General features: G+C 63.5%; 15 protein-coding genes. 8 read left to right on the forward strand and 7 right to left on the reverse strand.

The window, feature by feature from the left end:
• Positions 1–26 precede the first annotated feature (26 nt).
• On the forward strand, positions 27–857 hold the full coding sequence (locus ACODSD_RS04785) for a UDP-2,3-diacylglucosamine diphosphatase (protein ID WP_107800669.1): 831 nt from the start codon (positions 27–29) through the stop codon (positions 855–857).
• Positions 845–1,885 carry a glycosyltransferase family 4 protein gene (locus ACODSD_RS04790; RefSeq protein WP_107800670.1) on the forward strand — a complete coding sequence of 347 codons (1,041 nt, stop codon included), beginning with the start codon at positions 845–847 and terminating at the stop codon, positions 1,883–1,885. Before ACODSD_RS04785 ends, ACODSD_RS04790 begins: the two co-directional genes overlap by 13 nt.
• A 508-nt stretch (positions 1,886–2,393) precedes the next feature.
• Here the strand turns inward: ACODSD_RS04790 and ACODSD_RS04795 are convergent.
• Entirely contained in the window at positions 2,394–2,567 is a 174-nt protein-coding gene (locus ACODSD_RS04795; protein WP_158274344.1) for a hypothetical protein, read from the reverse strand.
• Positions 2,568–2,611: 44 nt separating this feature from the next.
• Here ACODSD_RS04795 and ACODSD_RS04800 point away from each other — a divergent pair, with 44 nt between their 5' ends.
• Complete coding sequence (locus ACODSD_RS04800) at positions 2,612–3,394, forward strand: ferredoxin--NADP reductase (protein WP_019104206.1); 783 nt, start codon at positions 2,612–2,614, stop codon at positions 3,392–3,394.
• 109 nt (positions 3,395–3,503) lie between these two features.
• Here the strand turns inward: ACODSD_RS04800 and ACODSD_RS04805 are convergent, their stop codons facing one another.
• The 4 genes from ACODSD_RS04805 to xth form a co-directional block, all read right to left on the reverse strand.
• Entirely contained in the window at positions 3,504–4,631 is a 1,128-nt protein-coding gene (locus ACODSD_RS04805) for a pyridoxal-phosphate-dependent aminotransferase family protein (protein WP_488876895.1), read from the reverse strand.
• A 217-nt stretch (positions 4,632–4,848) separates the two neighbouring features.
• A complete protein-coding gene (locus tag ACODSD_RS04810) occupies positions 4,849–5,382 on the reverse strand; it encodes a hypothetical protein (RefSeq protein WP_488876896.1) in 534 nt (177 codons plus the stop codon).
• A 157-nt stretch (positions 5,383–5,539) separates the two neighbouring features.
• Positions 5,540–6,247, reverse strand: coding sequence for a rhodoquinone biosynthesis methyltransferase RquA (rquA, locus tag ACODSD_RS04815; protein WP_107800673.1), 708 nt, complete (start codon positions 6,245–6,247; stop codon positions 5,540–5,542).
• 112 nt (positions 6,248–6,359) lie between these two features.
• Positions 6,360–7,133 (reverse strand): exodeoxyribonuclease III, encoded by a 774-nt coding sequence (gene xth, locus ACODSD_RS04820; protein ID WP_107801970.1) that lies wholly within the window; start codon positions 7,131–7,133, stop codon positions 6,360–6,362.
• A 220-nt stretch (positions 7,134–7,353) separates the two neighbouring features.
• Between xth and ACODSD_RS04825 the strand changes: the two genes are divergently transcribed.
• A complete protein-coding gene (locus tag ACODSD_RS04825; protein WP_158274345.1) occupies positions 7,354–7,530 on the forward strand; it encodes a hypothetical protein in 177 nt (58 codons plus the stop codon).
• A 210-nt stretch (positions 7,531–7,740) separates the two neighbouring features.
• On the opposite strand, the gene ACODSD_RS04830 is transcribed toward ACODSD_RS04825, so the two are convergent.
• The gene (locus tag ACODSD_RS04830) at positions 7,741–9,774 is read right to left on the reverse strand and encodes a M3 family metallopeptidase (RefSeq protein WP_107800674.1); all 2,034 of its coding nucleotides are present in this window, start codon (positions 9,772–9,774) and stop codon (positions 7,741–7,743) included.
• 59 nt (positions 9,775–9,833) lie between these two features.
• Between ACODSD_RS04830 and ACODSD_RS04835 the strand changes: the two genes are divergently transcribed.
• The 3 genes from ACODSD_RS04835 (at position 9,834) to ACODSD_RS04845 (ending at position 11,621) form a co-directional block, all read left to right on the forward strand.
• Positions 9,834–10,379 carry a gamma carbonic anhydrase family protein gene (locus ACODSD_RS04835; RefSeq protein ID WP_107800675.1) on the forward strand — a complete coding sequence of 182 codons (546 nt, stop codon included), beginning with the start codon at positions 9,834–9,836 and terminating at the stop codon, positions 10,377–10,379.
• A 2-nt stretch (positions 10,380–10,381) separates the two neighbouring features.
• A complete protein-coding gene (locus ACODSD_RS04840) occupies positions 10,382–10,909 on the forward strand; it encodes an RDD family protein (RefSeq protein WP_488876897.1) in 528 nt (175 codons plus the stop codon).
• Between the two features lie 244 nt (positions 10,910–11,153).
• Positions 11,154–11,621 (forward strand): DUF1842 domain-containing protein, encoded by a 468-nt coding sequence (locus ACODSD_RS04845; RefSeq protein ID WP_043589836.1) that lies wholly within the window; start codon positions 11,154–11,156, stop codon positions 11,619–11,621.
• Positions 11,622–12,432: 811 nt separating this feature from the next.
• On the opposite strand, the gene ACODSD_RS04850 is transcribed toward ACODSD_RS04845, so the two are convergent.
• Positions 12,433–12,702 (reverse strand): hypothetical protein, encoded by a 270-nt coding sequence (locus ACODSD_RS04850; protein ID WP_227105086.1) that lies wholly within the window; start codon positions 12,700–12,702, stop codon positions 12,433–12,435.
• Positions 12,703–13,026: 324 nt separating this feature from the next.
• On the opposite strand from ACODSD_RS04850, the gene ACODSD_RS04855 reads away from it, so the two are divergent.
• Positions 13,027–13,434, forward strand: a complete 408-nt coding sequence (locus ACODSD_RS04855) for a hypothetical protein (RefSeq protein ID WP_107800679.1) — start codon at positions 13,027–13,029, stop codon at positions 13,432–13,434.
• Positions 13,435–13,469 lie beyond the last annotated feature (35 nt).

The raw sequence follows: 13,469 nt of genomic DNA on the forward strand, positions 1-13,469 counted from the left end.
GCAGTCCACAGGCCGACGGAGCCGCCATGCAGCCAGACCCCGCCCCCGACAGCGCCCGACAACTGCGCGCGATCTGGATTTCCGACGTCCACCTCGGCACCTCCGGCTGCCGCGCCGACCACCTGTTGGACTTCCTGCGCTGCCACGAATCCGAATACCTGTACCTGGTCGGCGACATCGTCGACGGCTGGCAGCTGAAAAAATCCTGGTACTGGAAGCAGAGCCACAACGACGTGGTGCAAAAAGTGCTGCGCAAGGCGCGCAAGGGCACCAAGGTGATCTACGTGCCCGGCAACCACGACGAGGCGGCGCGCCAGTACGCCGGGCTGGACTTCGGCGGCATCGCCATCCGTCAGGAGGCCGAGCACCGCACCGCCGACGGCAAGCGGCTGCTGATCCTGCACGGCGACGAATTCGACGGCGTGATCCAGTACGCCAAATGGCTGGCCTATGTCGGCGACACCCTCTACACCCTGATCCTGGAACTGAACCGCGGCTTCAACTGGGCGCGGCTGAAACTGGGCCTGCCGTACTGGTCGCTGTCGCAGTACCTGAAACACAAGGTCAAAAACGCGGTCAACTTCATCAGCAATTTCGAAACCATTCTCGCCGGCGAAGCGCGCCGGCGCGGCTACGACGGCGTGATCTGCGGCCACATCCACAAGGCCGAGGTGCGCGACATCGACGGCATTCTCTACGGCAACAGCGGCGACTGGGTGGAAAGCCTGTCCGCGCTGGTGGAACACGCCGACGGCCGGCTGGAAGTGCTGTACTGGACCCAAATGGGACAGCCGGCCGCCGCCTTGCAAGCCCAAACGGCGCAAGCCGACCACAAGGAGACGACATGCGCATCCTGATTGTCACCGACGCCTGGCTGCCCCAGGTCAACGGCGTGGTCCGTTCGCTGACCGAAACCGCGCGCGAACTGGCCGGCTTCGGACACCAGGTGGAAATGATCACCCCGCAGGCCTTCCGCACCCTGCCCTGCCCCACCTACCCCGACATCCGCCTGTCGCTGTTTCCCTACCGCAAAGTGGCCGACCGCATCGCCGCCTTCGCGCCGGACGCCATCCACATCGCCACCGAAGGGCCGCTGGGCCTGGCCGCGCGCCGCTATTGCCTGCGCCACGGCCTGGCTTTCTCCACCGCCTATCACACCCGCTTTCCGGAATACGTGCACGCCCGCTGCCGGCTGCCGCTGGCGCTCAGCTACGCCTGGATGCGCCGCTTCCACAACGCCGCCCATTGCGTGATGGTGCCCACCCAGTCCATCGCCGACGATTTGAGCGCCCGCGGCTTTCACAACGTCAAGCTGTGGAGCCGCGGCGTGGACACCGCGCTGTTCAGCCCCGGCCCGCGCGAGCGGCTGGACGGCACCGCGCCGCCGCGCTTCGTCTACATCGGCCGGGTGGCGGTGGAAAAGAACATCGAGGCCTTTCTCAAGCTGGAGTTGCCGGGCAGCAAATGGGTGGTGGGCGACGGCCCGCAGCTGGCGCGGCTGAAGCAGCACTATCAGGACGTCCACTTCGCCGGCATCTTTCCCCAGCACGAGCTGGCGCGCTTCTACCGCGCCGCCGACGTCTTCGTGTTTCCCAGCCTGACCGACACCTTCGGCCTGGTGCTGCTGGAGGCGATGGCCTGCGGCACGCCGGTGGCCGCCTACCCGGTGGCCGGACCGCTGGACGTGGTGGGCGACAGCGGCGCCGGCGTGCTGGACGCCGACCTGCGCGCCGCCTGCCTGAAGGCGCTGGAACTGGACCGCGGCCATGTGCGCGCCGTCGCCGAGCGCTACTCCTGGCAGGCCGCCAGCCGCCAGTTCGAACAACATCTGCGGCCCGCTCGGCTGGCGCTGGACGCGCCGCTGGCCGACCCTAAGGCCAGTTGAGACCGCCGCCCGCCGGCTTGCATTGGGAACGGCAGCGTCTATAGTGGAATGGTCAACACGACAGGGAGGGTTCCGAATGCTTTCATGGCAGTATGCCGGCGGCCATCCAGTTTTCCACGCGTTGAGCATTGGCCAATAAACACGGCCAGCCAAATCGGCACAGTCCGCAACGCCAAGCCAGCCTCCAAGACGGAGCGCATGCAACACCGGCCAGGCCGGTCCGCCAAATCCAGAGTCAATAAACTTGTGATTACCGTTTGTCGATTTGCCCATTAAGAAAGAAGCGGTTGGTCTTTCTGTGATGTCCATCAAGGACACGGTGCGCGGCAAGCTGCCATGATGGCGGCGCCGCCACGACACGGCATCGTCGTAGCGCTGTCTTGTACAGCCCGCTCTTTGGTAACGGCCTTGCGGTAAAGCGGTGGTCGTGCGGTTCTGCAAGGGTAAAGCGCATAGTCTTTCTCTGTAAGTTGTCCGAGAGGGCGTCCCGCCACGGTGACGCCCTCTTTCATTGCGTCGCGGACAAATAACGCGCAGCGATAAACACATCAGAAAACAATCGTTCGGCGGCGACGGCAATGTCGGTTAACATGCTGTTCCAATTGAATTTAACGTCGATATCGCCGGCCTTGCCCAGTAAGAACAAGCGGCGAAGCGACAAACCGGTTAAAATCGGCCCCATACTTTTCGAGCTTCTACTTCATAAATTAGCGAGCAGCAAACCTTATGTCCTCTCCCAACCTGACCTCCGAAAAGGTCCTGTCCGTCCATCACTGGAACGACACCCTGTTCAGCTTCACCTGCACCCGCGACGCCGGCCTGCGCTTCATCAACGGCCAGTTCGTGATGATAGGTCTGGAAGTCAACGGCAAGCCGCTGATGCGCGCCTACTCCATCGTCAGCTCCAACTACGAAGAACACATGGAGTTCTACAGCATCAAGGTGCAGGACGGTCCGCTGACCTCCCGCCTGCAGCACCTGAAGGTGGGCGACACCGTGATGATCAGCAAGAAGCCCACCGGCACCCTGGTGCAGGACAATCTGCTGCCCGGCAAAAACCTCTACCTGCTGTCCACCGGCACCGGCCTCGCCCCCTTCATGTCCATCATCAAAGACCCGGACGTGTACGAGCGCTACGACAAAGTGATCCTGACCCATGGCGTGCGCTGGGTCAGCGAGCTGGGCTACCACGACTACATCACCAAAGAACTGCCGGAAAACGAATTCTTCGGCGAGATGGTGCGCGAGAAACTGATCTACTACCCGACCGTGACCCGCGAGCCCTTCCGCAATCAGGGCCGGCTGACCGACCTGATCACCAGCGGCAAGCTGTGCGCCGACATCGGCCTGCCGCAAATGAACCCGGAACACGACCGCGCGCTGATCTGCGGCAGCCCGTCCATGCTGCACGATCTGTGCGAGATCCTGAACGGCATGGGCTTCAAGGAATCCCCGCGCATGGGCGAACCGGCCGACTACGCGATCGAACGCGCCTTCGTCGAAAAATAAGCCGATCCGCCTCCCGCGGCAGCAAAAACGCCATCCTTCGCGGATGGCGTTTTTCATCTCCCGGCGGCGCGGCGCGCGCTGACGCGCGCCCGCCGGACACAGGCCGCGCTTACTTCAACACGCTCTCCAGCGCCTTCAGGCACAGCGCCACGTTCTCGCGGCGCGCGCCGTAGCCCATCAGGCCGATGCGCCAGGCCTTGCCGGCCAGATCGCCCAGGCCGCCGCCTATCTCCAGGTTGTACTCCTGCAACAGACGATTGCGCGTGGCCGCGTCGTCTATGCCCTCGGGAATATAAACCGCGTTCAGCTGCGGCAAGCGCGCCGCGGCGTCCACCACGAACCTCAGCCCCAGCTTCTCCAGGCCGTCGCGCAGAATCAGATGCATGTCGCGGTGGCGCCGCCAAGCCGCCTCCAGGCCCTCGCCGGCCAGCTGGCGCAGCGATTCGTGCAGCGCGTACAAGGCGTTCACCGGCGCGGTGTGATGGTAGCTGCGCTTGCCGCCGCCCCAGTAGGCCATCACCAGGGTCTGGTCCAGGAACCAGCTGGGCACCGGGCTTTGCCGCGCCTGCAGCTTGTCCACCGCCGCCGGCGAAAAAGACAAGGGCGACAAGCCGGGCACGCAGGACAGACACTTCTGGCTGCCGGAATACACCGCGTCCACGCCCCATTCGTCCACGCGCAGCTCCACCCCGCCCAGCGAGGTCACCGCGTCGACGATGCTCAGGCAGCCGTGGCGTTTGGCCAGCGCGCACAGCGTCTTGGCGTCGGACAGCGCGCCGGTGGAGGTCTCGGCGTGAACGAAGGCCAGGAAGCGCGCGTCCGGATTGGCTTTCAAGGCGCTCTCCACCGCGTCCGGATCCACCGGCTGGCCCCAGGGGCTGTCCACCAGCACCGGCACCGCGCCCAGCCGCACCACGTTCTGGCGCATGCGCTCGCCGAACACGCCGTTGCGGCAGACGATGACCTTCTCGCCCGGCTCCACCAGGTTGACGAAGCAGGCCTCCATGCCGGCCGAACCCGGCGCCGACAGCGCCACCGTCATCGGGTTTGCGGTCTGGAACGCGTATTGCAGCAGGCTTTTCACCTCGTCCATCATGCCGACGAACAGCGGGTCCAGATGGCCGACGGTGGGGCGGGCCTGGGCGGCCAGCACTTCCGGATAAACGTCGGACGGGCCCGGCCCCATCAGAATGCGGCGCGGCGGCAGGAAGGCGTAAACTTGCGGGGCGGCTAGCATGGAAGCTCCTTAAGCGCGAAATCAATGGACGAAAGCGGTTTCAAGCCGGGGCATGCGGCCGGCATCGAAGCGTTTGAGTGTAACAGCATAAGGCCGCCGGGCGCGCCTGTCCTGCCGGCGGTCCCGTTCAAAAAGAAAAAGGAGGCCGCGGCCTCCTTTGAGTCTTGGCCTCCCTGAGGGGCCTGTTTTTTTTAGCGAGCCAGACGCGAGGTCCGGTTTATTTGGCAGCCGATGCAGCGGCCTTCTTGGCCTTGCCGGCGTGCTTCTTGTGTTGAGCGGCCTTTTTCTCTACTTTCTTGGCCGGAGCGGAGGCCTCGGCCTTGGCGGCCTGGGCTTTCTGCGCCGGAGCGGAAGCGGCTTTTTTAGCGTGCTTTGCGTACGGCTTTTTAGCGGCGTGCTTCTTGGCCGGAGCGGAAGCTTCAGCCTTGGCGGCCTGGGCTTTCTGGGCGGCGGCGGAAGCGGCCTTCTTCGCATGCTTGGCGTGCGGCTTCTTGGCGGCGTGCTTGGCCTTGGCCGGAGCGGACGCTTCGGCCTTGGCGGCCTGGGCTTTTTGCGCCGGAGCGGAAGCGGCTACCTTTTCGCCTTTCTTGGCGTGGTGGATCTTGGCCGGGTGCTTTTCAGCTTTCTTGGCGGCCGGAGCCATTTTAGCTGCCGGAGCGGAAGCGGCCGGCTTGGCGGTTTCGGCGGCGAAACCAGCGGCGGAGCTCAGGCCGAAAGCGGCGGTCAGGGCAAGCAGAGTCAGTTTGTTCATGATGCATCTCCAGTTTCAGGCTTGGGAGCCTTGGGCTCCCGTTCACCGATCACATCGCGCCGGATTCGGCGCTTCCTTGAGACGTATCCTAGCCCTGCCCCCGTCCCGGGTCTGTTAGTCGCTTGTAAGCCCGTGTAACGTCAAGTACGGCGCGCCCTCAAGGCTTCCTCTTCGCCGTCGTCACCTGGTACACCCCGCCGAACAGGGTGCGCTTGCTCCAGTCGAAGCCGTCCGCCTCTTGCGCGTAGTCGCGAATCTCATGGTTCCACAAGGCCTCGGCGAACGGCTCCAACACGCGGTTCACCCATTTGAGCAGCCAGCCTATCGGCTGCCACGGCTTGGGCCTATGGTAGTCGACGAAGACCGCGCGGCCGCCGGGCGGCACCTGGGACAGCATATTGTCGACGATGGCGCGCTTCAGATGATCCGGCACCTCGTGCAGCAGGAAGAAACTGCAGATCAAGTTGAAATCGTCGGACTCCAGCCGGTGGTTGCCGGCGTTGGCGCGCACCACCGCGGCCTGAGGGCGATCGCGCAGCTTGCGCTCGGCGTGCTCTATCTGCACCGGCGTGATGTCGGTGAGCACGAAACGCCCGTCCCCGCCCACCCGGTCCGCCGCGCGCTGCACCAGGTCGCCGTAGACATGGGCCACCTGCCACACCTTGTCGCCGGGGCGGATCTGCTCCAGATAGGCGCGCATCAGCCTTTGATCGTTGAAGAACAACAAGACGCGCACCACCAGGTTGCGATCCAGCCAGCCGGCCTTGCGCGGGTTGACGTAAGCCCAGTCGTACACCTGGGTCATGTATTCCGGCACGCCCTCGTAATACGGGTCTACCGGCAGTTTGGGGTGGTTTTGGGTCATCGCGCAGCCATCTGAAAGCAAGAAAGCTCCAGACTAGCAAAACCGGCCGGCGATATTTTTGAGGCAAGCCAAGAAAGCTGGCGGATAGGCCGGCCGCGGCCGGCCTTTAGGCTCAATCGGCCAGGGTCAGCACCACCGGGGTGTGGTCGGACGGACGCTCCCATTTGCGCGGCGCCTTGTCGATCACGCATTCCAGCGCGCGCGGCTTCAAGGCGTCGCTGACCAGGATGTGGTCGATGCGCACGCCCTTGTTGCGACGGAACATCATCGCGCGGTAATCCCACCAGCTGTACTGCTTCTCCTCCTGATTGAACAGGCGGAAGCTGTCGCTCAGGCCCAGCGCGATCAGGCGGCGGAAGGATTCGCGTTCCGGCGTGCTGCACAACACTTGTTCGTGCCAGCTTTCCGGGTCGTACACATCGCGGTCTTCCGGCGCGATATTGTAATCGCCCAGCAACAGCAGCTGCGGGTGGCGTTGCAGCTCCGCGGCGACATAGCGCTCCAGATTGGCCAGCCACTCCAGCTTGTACGGATACTTGGGCGAATCCACCGCCTCGCCGTTGACGAAATAGCCGCAGATCACGCGGATGCCGTTCACCGTGGCGGCGATCACCCGGCGCTGCTCGTCGCCGTAATCGGGGATGCCGAGCACCACGTCTTCCAGCTCCAGCGGCGCGCGCACCAGAATGGCCACGCCGTTGTAGGTTTTCTGGCCGAACCAGGCCGCGCGGTAGCCGGCCGCTTCGATCTCGGCCAAGGGAAACACGTCCTGATCCATTTTCAGCTCTTGCAGGCAGAGCACGTCCACCGGGCTGTCCGACAGCCATTGGATCACCTGCGGCAGGCGGACCTTGAGGGAATTGACGTTCCAGGTGGCAAAACGCATCGGCGGGCTCTCCAAATGTTTTTCATGCAAAGGCCGACACCATAACCGCAGCGCGCGGCACTGCCAAGCTTTGGGCGGCGACAGTCGATGGCGTCGATTATTTGATGCTTGATTAAACAAAAGTGTTTAAACAAATAAACAACAGCCGGACGACGGGAATTTGCCAAGGCCCGGAACCCCGGCCTATGATCGAAAGCGTCGTCGTAACCGGAGCAAGTTCTTGACTATCAAGCACAAGCAGCACGACGCGCAACAGGCATTATGCCCGACGCGCAACCCCAACCGCCCTCGTCTGGCGCCGTTGACCCCGCCGTTCTCGATGCGGACCCCTACCTTCCAGCACCGCCACACCCTGCAGCCGCTGACGCCGCCCGCCAAACCAGAGCGGGACGACTGAATCTTTTTAGCCGCGCGATCCGCGGCAAAAAAAAGGCGCCTCCGTCTACACGGAGGCGCGCAATAGACACTATATCAATCTACCCTGATATGCGTCTGGCTCGCTTGCTGCTCTGGAGATAACCCACTGAGCAAAAAATTAGAGCCGCGGCGCTTCACAAGAGTTCCGACAAAGCCCTGAATATTTTTCCCTCAGCATAAAACGGCCGTTTCAAACTGTTTCCACCATGCCGGAATGGCGCAGCAAGGCGTCGATCTGCGGATCGCGGCCGCGGAAGGCGCGGAAGGATTCCAGCGCCGGTCGGCTGCCGCCCACCGCCAGGATCTCGTCCCAGAAGCGCTTGCCGGTGTCCGCATTGGCGCCGCCGGCCTCCTCGAAGGCCGCGTAGGCGTCCGCGGACAGCACTTCCGCCCACTTGTAGCTGTAATAGCCGGCCGAATAGCCGCCGGCGAAAATGTGGCTGAAGCTGTTGGGGAAGCGGTTGTAGGCCGGCGGGAAGTTCACCGCCACCTCGCCGCGCACCTCTTCCAACAGGGCCAGCCAATCGCCCTTGTCGGCGTCGAAGACGCTGTACAGCTGCAGGTCGAACAGCGCGAACTCCAGCTGGCGCACCGTGGCCATGCCGCTCTGGAAGTTCTTGGCCGCCAGCATCTTGTCGAACAGCTCGCGCGGCAAGGTCGCGCCGCTGTCCACATGGCGGGTCATGCCCTGCACCACGTCCCATTCCCAGGCGAAGTTCTCCAGGAACTGGCTGGGCAGCTCCACCGCGTCCCATTCCACGCCGTTGATGCCGGCCACGCCCAGTTCGTCGACGCGGGTCAGCATATGATGCAGGCCATGGCCGAACTCGTGGAACAAGGTGATCACTTCGTCGTGGGTGAACAGCGCCGGCTTGTCGCCCACCGGGCGGGTGAAGTTGCAGGTCAGATAGGCGATCGGGGTCTGCACCTGGCCGCTCTTGCGGCGGCGGCCACGCGCGTCGTCCATCCAGGCGCCGGAGCGCTTGCCGTCGCGGGCGTACAGGTCGAAATAAAAGCTGCCGACCAGTTGGCCGTCCTTGTGGATGTCGAAGAAGCGCACGTCCTGATGCCAGACCGGCGCACTGCTAGGCCGCACCTCGATGCCGAACAGCGTGGACACCACGCCGAACAGGCCGGGTAGCACCTTGCTTTCCGGGAAGTACTGCTTCACTTCTTGCTCGGAGAAGGCGTAGCGCGCCACGCGCAGCTTTTCCGCGGCGTAGGCCAGATCCCAGGCTTCCAGCTTGGCCAGGCCCAGTTCGGCGGCGGCGAAGGCCTCCAGCTCCTGGCGGTCCTTGACCGCGAACGGCTTGGCGCGCGCGGCCAGATCGCGCAGGAAGGCGATCACCTGTTCCGGGCTTTCCGCCATCTTGGTGAACAGGGACAGTTCGGCGAAGTTGGCGAAGCCCAGCAGCTGGGCCTCCTCGCGCGCCAGTTTCAGCTTTTCGCGGATGATGGGGCTGTTGTCGCGTTCGGCCGGGCCGAACTCCGACGCGCGCTGCACATTGGCCTGGTACAGCTTTTCGCGCAGCGCGCGGTTGTCCGCGTACTGCAGCACCGGGAAGTAGAACGGGAATTGCAGCGTGATCTTGTAGCCGCTCTTGTCGTCGCCGGCCGCGGCGGCGGCGAACAGTTCCAGCGAATCCTCAGGCACGCCGGACAGCTCGGCCTTGTCCTCGATATACAGGCTGAAGGCGTCGGTGGCGTCCAGCACGTTCTGTTCGAACTTGGCGGACAGCTCCGCCAGCCGCGTCTGGATGGCGGCGAAGCGCTCTTTTTCCGCCTGCGGCAATTCCGCGCCGGACAGGCGGAAATCGCGCAGATCGTTGGATACGATCTTCTTGCGCGCCGCGCTATAGCCGGCGTGCTCCGGGCTGGCCGCCAGCGCCTTGAAGCGGGCGAACAGCTCCAGGTTCTGGCCCATCTCGGTCCAGAACTCGGAAATTCTCGGGATATTGCTGTTGTAGGCCTCGCGCAACTCCGGCGTGTTCACCACCGCGTTCAGATGGCCCACCACGCCCCAGGCGCGGCCCAGATGCTCGGTGGCGTCGGTCAGCGGATCGACGAAGCTTTCCCAGCTGGGCGCGCCCTGCTCCGCGGTCAGCCGCGCCACCGCGGCGCGCGCGGCGGACAGCAATTCGTCGATGGCGGGGGAAATGTGCTCCGGCTTGATCTCCGCGAAACGGGTCAGTCCGGAAAAGTCCAGCAAGGGGTTCTGGCTCATATTGGCATCCTGTGGGGGTATGATAGGAACTTTACCCGATTTCAGATGAGGACAGACCGATGAAAAGCAATATCCGCCCTTATGACGGGCATCAGCCGCAGATCCACGACAGCTGCTACATCGACCCGGCTGCCGTGGTCATCGGCGAAGTCTCGTTGGCGGAGGGCGCGTCGGTCTGGCCCTGTGCGGTGATACGCGGCGACGTCAACGCCATCAGCATAGGCGAGAACTCCAACATCCAGGACTTCGCCATGCTGCACGTCAGCCACAGAAGCGCAGCGGACCCCGTCGGCGCGCCGCTGGTGATAGGCCGCAACGTCACCATCGGCCACCACGTCACCCTGCACGGCTGCACCATAGGCGACGAAGTGCTGGTCGGCATCGGCAGCATCGTGCTGGACCGCGCGGTGATAGAGCCGCGGGTGCTGATCGGGGCCGGCAGCCTGGTGCCGCCGGGCAAGCGGCTGGAGTCCGGCTATCTTTATCTGGGCAACCCGGTCAAGCAGGCGCGGCCGCTGACCGACAAAGAGCTGGCCTATTTCCAATACTCCGCCGAACACTATCTGCGCGTAGCGGCTAAGCACAAACCCAATCTGGAGGATTGAAGATGCAAGACGGCGCCGAAGAACTGGAATACGTCGGCTTCTGGCTGCGGGTGCTGGCCAGCCTGATCGACACCCTGCTACTGTGCCTGGCGCTGGCGCCGGCGATCTGGCTGCTGGCCGGCGGCGGCGGCGAAACCCGCCGCGTGGCGGAAAGCGGCGACGGCTGGATGATGCAGGCCTTCATGATGCAAGGCGGCTTCGAGTTGAGCCCGCTGGCCGGCCTGATGGTCAACTGGGTGCTGCCGGCGGCGGCGGTGCTGGCTTTCTGGTGGTTCAAGAGCAGCACGCCGGGCAAAATGCTGCTGGGCGCTCGCATCGTGGACGCCAAAACCGGCGCGCCGATGACGCCGGGACAGGCGGCGCTGCGCTATCTCGGCTACTTCGTATCCTGCTTCCCCTTCTTGCTGGGCCTGATCTGGGTGGGCCTGGACGCACGCAAACAAGGCTGGCACGACAAGATCGCCGGCACCGTGGTGGTGCGGGTCAAGCGCCTGGGCAAACAGCCTGTGCGCTTTGAGCAACAAGCCTGATTTTCCCTCGCGCCGCCGGCCCCGGCGGCGCGCTTTCCTGCCCCTCCCCTCCCTAAGCCCGCGCGCAAGCCCCATCTCCTCTTTATTTCCAACTGCCATTAAGTACGGCAGAAAATAAAATCAAAGGTTATATAACTACAGGGCAGCAGCGGTTACCGCCGCGGCTCGCACATCGCCATTGGGCCTGGGCGTCCCACCGGGCGCTCCAACTTCTCTGATGTTATTGATCTCAAGGAGTCCAAACATGACTATCGATCGCGATCAAAAATCCGGCCTGTTCATCGTCAGCTACAACGTCAACAAACCCGGCCAGGCGGGCGGCCTGAACCTGCGGCTGGATCTGACCGTGTACACCCCGTCGCGCCATATCACCGGCCGCGCCACCATCACCCACGCCACGCTGCAGCCGCTGGTGTTCGAGCACCCGATCCAAGGCCGCTACGAAGAGCAGGGCCGCGATATCGAACTGCATCTGGTGGGCGCGCCGCGCCTGCACGAGCAGCACGCGCAAAACCAGGCCCACGCGGCCGGCCACGCGCTGCTGGAACAGTTCTTCTTCGACGGCCAACTGAAAGACGGCTGGCAAGCCGGCAACAACTCCAAGGCGCGCTACGCCTTCTTCCAGAACCAGCAATGGCACGAGCAGCTGGGTCAGGAAGTGCGCCTGGCGGATGAAATCAACAACGCGATCAAAGCGTTGAACCTGCGCTAAGCGCATGCGCCCGGCCCATGGCCGGGCCATCCATCAGTACCCGAAGCCCGCCCCCAGGCGGGCTTTGGGCGTCTTGACGCGGACTCAGGGACGAAGCGGCAAGCGGCAGCGCAGTCATGGCCGGGCCTCCTCAGAGTGCGGAGACGGCAAGGGGGACGGTAATAAGAAATGAGACAAATAGCGGATGAGCATGGGGCCTCCTTCTTCGAAAAGATCGGCCCGGCACCCGTTTCCACTCGGGTGGCGGGCAGGCGGCAGGGGTGGAAAACCGACAAGAAGGCAATCGGCAGGCGCTAGGCCTCCCTGCCACCCCCCGCCTTGCAGACGTGGAATGGCTCAGACGCGCGCATACAACGCGTCTGCCTTCTTAACAGCAATACGGGTTTCCACTCCCGGTGCTGCTATGGCGGCAGCACGGCAAGGATTGTTGCTTGCCTATCCATCAGGGTCAAGGCCATGGCGGCCACTGTTCCCGGCTAAGCAGCGAGAACTCCACCACACATGGGGAAAAACAGGCATGTGACAGGGTTAGCGAACCGGCGCACTGAGAACCGGCAGACCATCAAGGTCTCCCTGCCACTGCCTGCCATAGGAAACACAACTACGTTGCTTTAAATAGATGCGAGAAAACCACTCTCGACAAAGGAATCAATACATTTAGGGCGCCAAATCCGGTTCCGCCAATTGAACGACACGACCAAGATTGTACTTGCCGGTTCATCAGGGCCAAAGCCATGGCGATCAGCGTAAAAATAACACCCCGCCTGGGCGGGGTGTTGGCCTGCAATGGACGAAGGGGCGCGGGAGTCCTTTACCCGTCGCCCTCTTCCCGTCCATCCTCGACATCGTCCTGAGCCGGGAAGAACACATGCTTGAAGACGGCCAGCCGCACCGGGTCCAGCCGCCTTTCCGCGACGCCCAGCACCGCCTCGGGATCGAAGTCATCGCTGGCCTCGTAAACGAAAAACGGCTCCTCATCGTCAAGCTCGTACACCGCAATCCTCAAAACGCCGTTCGGGCGCAGTTCCAGCTTGAGTTGCGCCATGGGGATGGCGCTGCTCACCAAATCGCGTTCTTCCATTTCAAACCTGCTTTCCCACAACGCTCATGCCTCCCTCTCAGCATAGGCCAGAGGCGGCGGGACGCCATCCGCCGTCCAAGCGCGGCCCGCCGCGCAAACGCCTCATCAGCGCTTTCTCGCCGCCCGGCCTTAAGGACTGGCATGCGGCGCTTGCTGATAGCCTCGCGCTCGCCTATCTTCACAATCCAAATGGCATTTAAAGACGAAAGATAATTGCCATTTGTATAAATAGGCGACATTTAAGCGCCATTTCACGACGCTAACGCCTCGCCGGCAAGGCCGCTCGCTTGCCGACGGTTCTCAACCATCACCCAAAGGAGCGCCATGCATCCCCCACTCAACTTCCTGTTCCGCCGCGTCGCGGCCTTGCTCGCCGTCAGCGCGCTGTCGCTGACCGCCGGCGGAGCGCTGGCAGCCAATATCAGCGGCAGCCTGCCCAATTACAAGGACAGCGGCATCACCTTCAACTACGTGGAGCAAAAAAGCGGCGGCTCCGGCCCCGGCGCGCGCGGCATTCGCATTTACATCGCCGGCGGCCGCGACCAGAGCTATAAGTTCAGCCCCAATCCCCACGACGATCCCTGGTATAACAAGAACCAGATCAAATTCTACCGGCAAGCGGCCGAGGCGCTGGCGGACGCCTACCTCGCCAAGAAGCCGAACCCGGCCTTCCCGCGCTACGGCTTCAAGTCCACGATCAACGGCATCGAGTACAGCTACAACCAGCCGTGAGCGACAGTGGCCCGCCCAATAGAAAACAGCCGCCC

Source organism: Chromobacterium sp. FG22 (assembly GCF_057809415.1).

Coding starts and splice junctions, on each gene's coding strand:
- ACODSD_RS04785 (WP_107800669.1), top strand. CDS start 27: ATGCAGCCAGACCCCGCCCCCGACAGCGCCCGACAACTGCGCGCGATC.
- ACODSD_RS04790 (WP_107800670.1), top strand. CDS start 845: ATGCGCATCCTGATTGTCACCGACGCCTGGCTGCCCCAGGTCAACGGC.
- ACODSD_RS04795 (WP_158274344.1), bottom strand. CDS start 2,567: ATGGGGCCGATTTTAACCGGTTTGTCGCTTCGCCGCTTGTTCTTACTG.
- ACODSD_RS04800 (WP_019104206.1), top strand. CDS start 2,612: ATGTCCTCTCCCAACCTGACCTCCGAAAAGGTCCTGTCCGTCCATCAC.
- ACODSD_RS04805 (WP_488876895.1), bottom strand. CDS start 4,631: ATGCTAGCCGCCCCGCAAGTTTACGCCTTCCTGCCGCCGCGCCGCATT.
- ACODSD_RS04810 (WP_488876896.1), bottom strand. CDS start 5,382: ATGAACAAACTGACTCTGCTTGCCCTGACCGCCGCTTTCGGCCTGAGC.
- rquA (WP_107800673.1), bottom strand. CDS start 6,247: ATGACCCAAAACCACCCCAAACTGCCGGTAGACCCGTATTACGAGGGC.
- xth (WP_107801970.1), bottom strand. CDS start 7,133: ATGCGTTTTGCCACCTGGAACGTCAATTCCCTCAAGGTCCGCCTGCCG.
- ACODSD_RS04830 (WP_107800674.1), bottom strand. CDS start 9,774: ATGAGCCAGAACCCCTTGCTGGACTTTTCCGGACTGACCCGTTTCGCG.
- ACODSD_RS04835 (WP_107800675.1), top strand. CDS start 9,834: ATGAAAAGCAATATCCGCCCTTATGACGGGCATCAGCCGCAGATCCAC.
- ACODSD_RS04840 (WP_488876897.1), top strand. CDS start 10,382: ATGCAAGACGGCGCCGAAGAACTGGAATACGTCGGCTTCTGGCTGCGG.
- ACODSD_RS04845 (WP_043589836.1), top strand. CDS start 11,154: ATGACTATCGATCGCGATCAAAAATCCGGCCTGTTCATCGTCAGCTAC.
- ACODSD_RS04850 (WP_227105086.1), bottom strand. CDS start 12,702: ATGGAAGAACGCGATTTGGTGAGCAGCGCCATCCCCATGGCGCAACTC.
- ACODSD_RS04855 (WP_107800679.1), top strand. CDS start 13,027: ATGCATCCCCCACTCAACTTCCTGTTCCGCCGCGTCGCGGCCTTGCTC.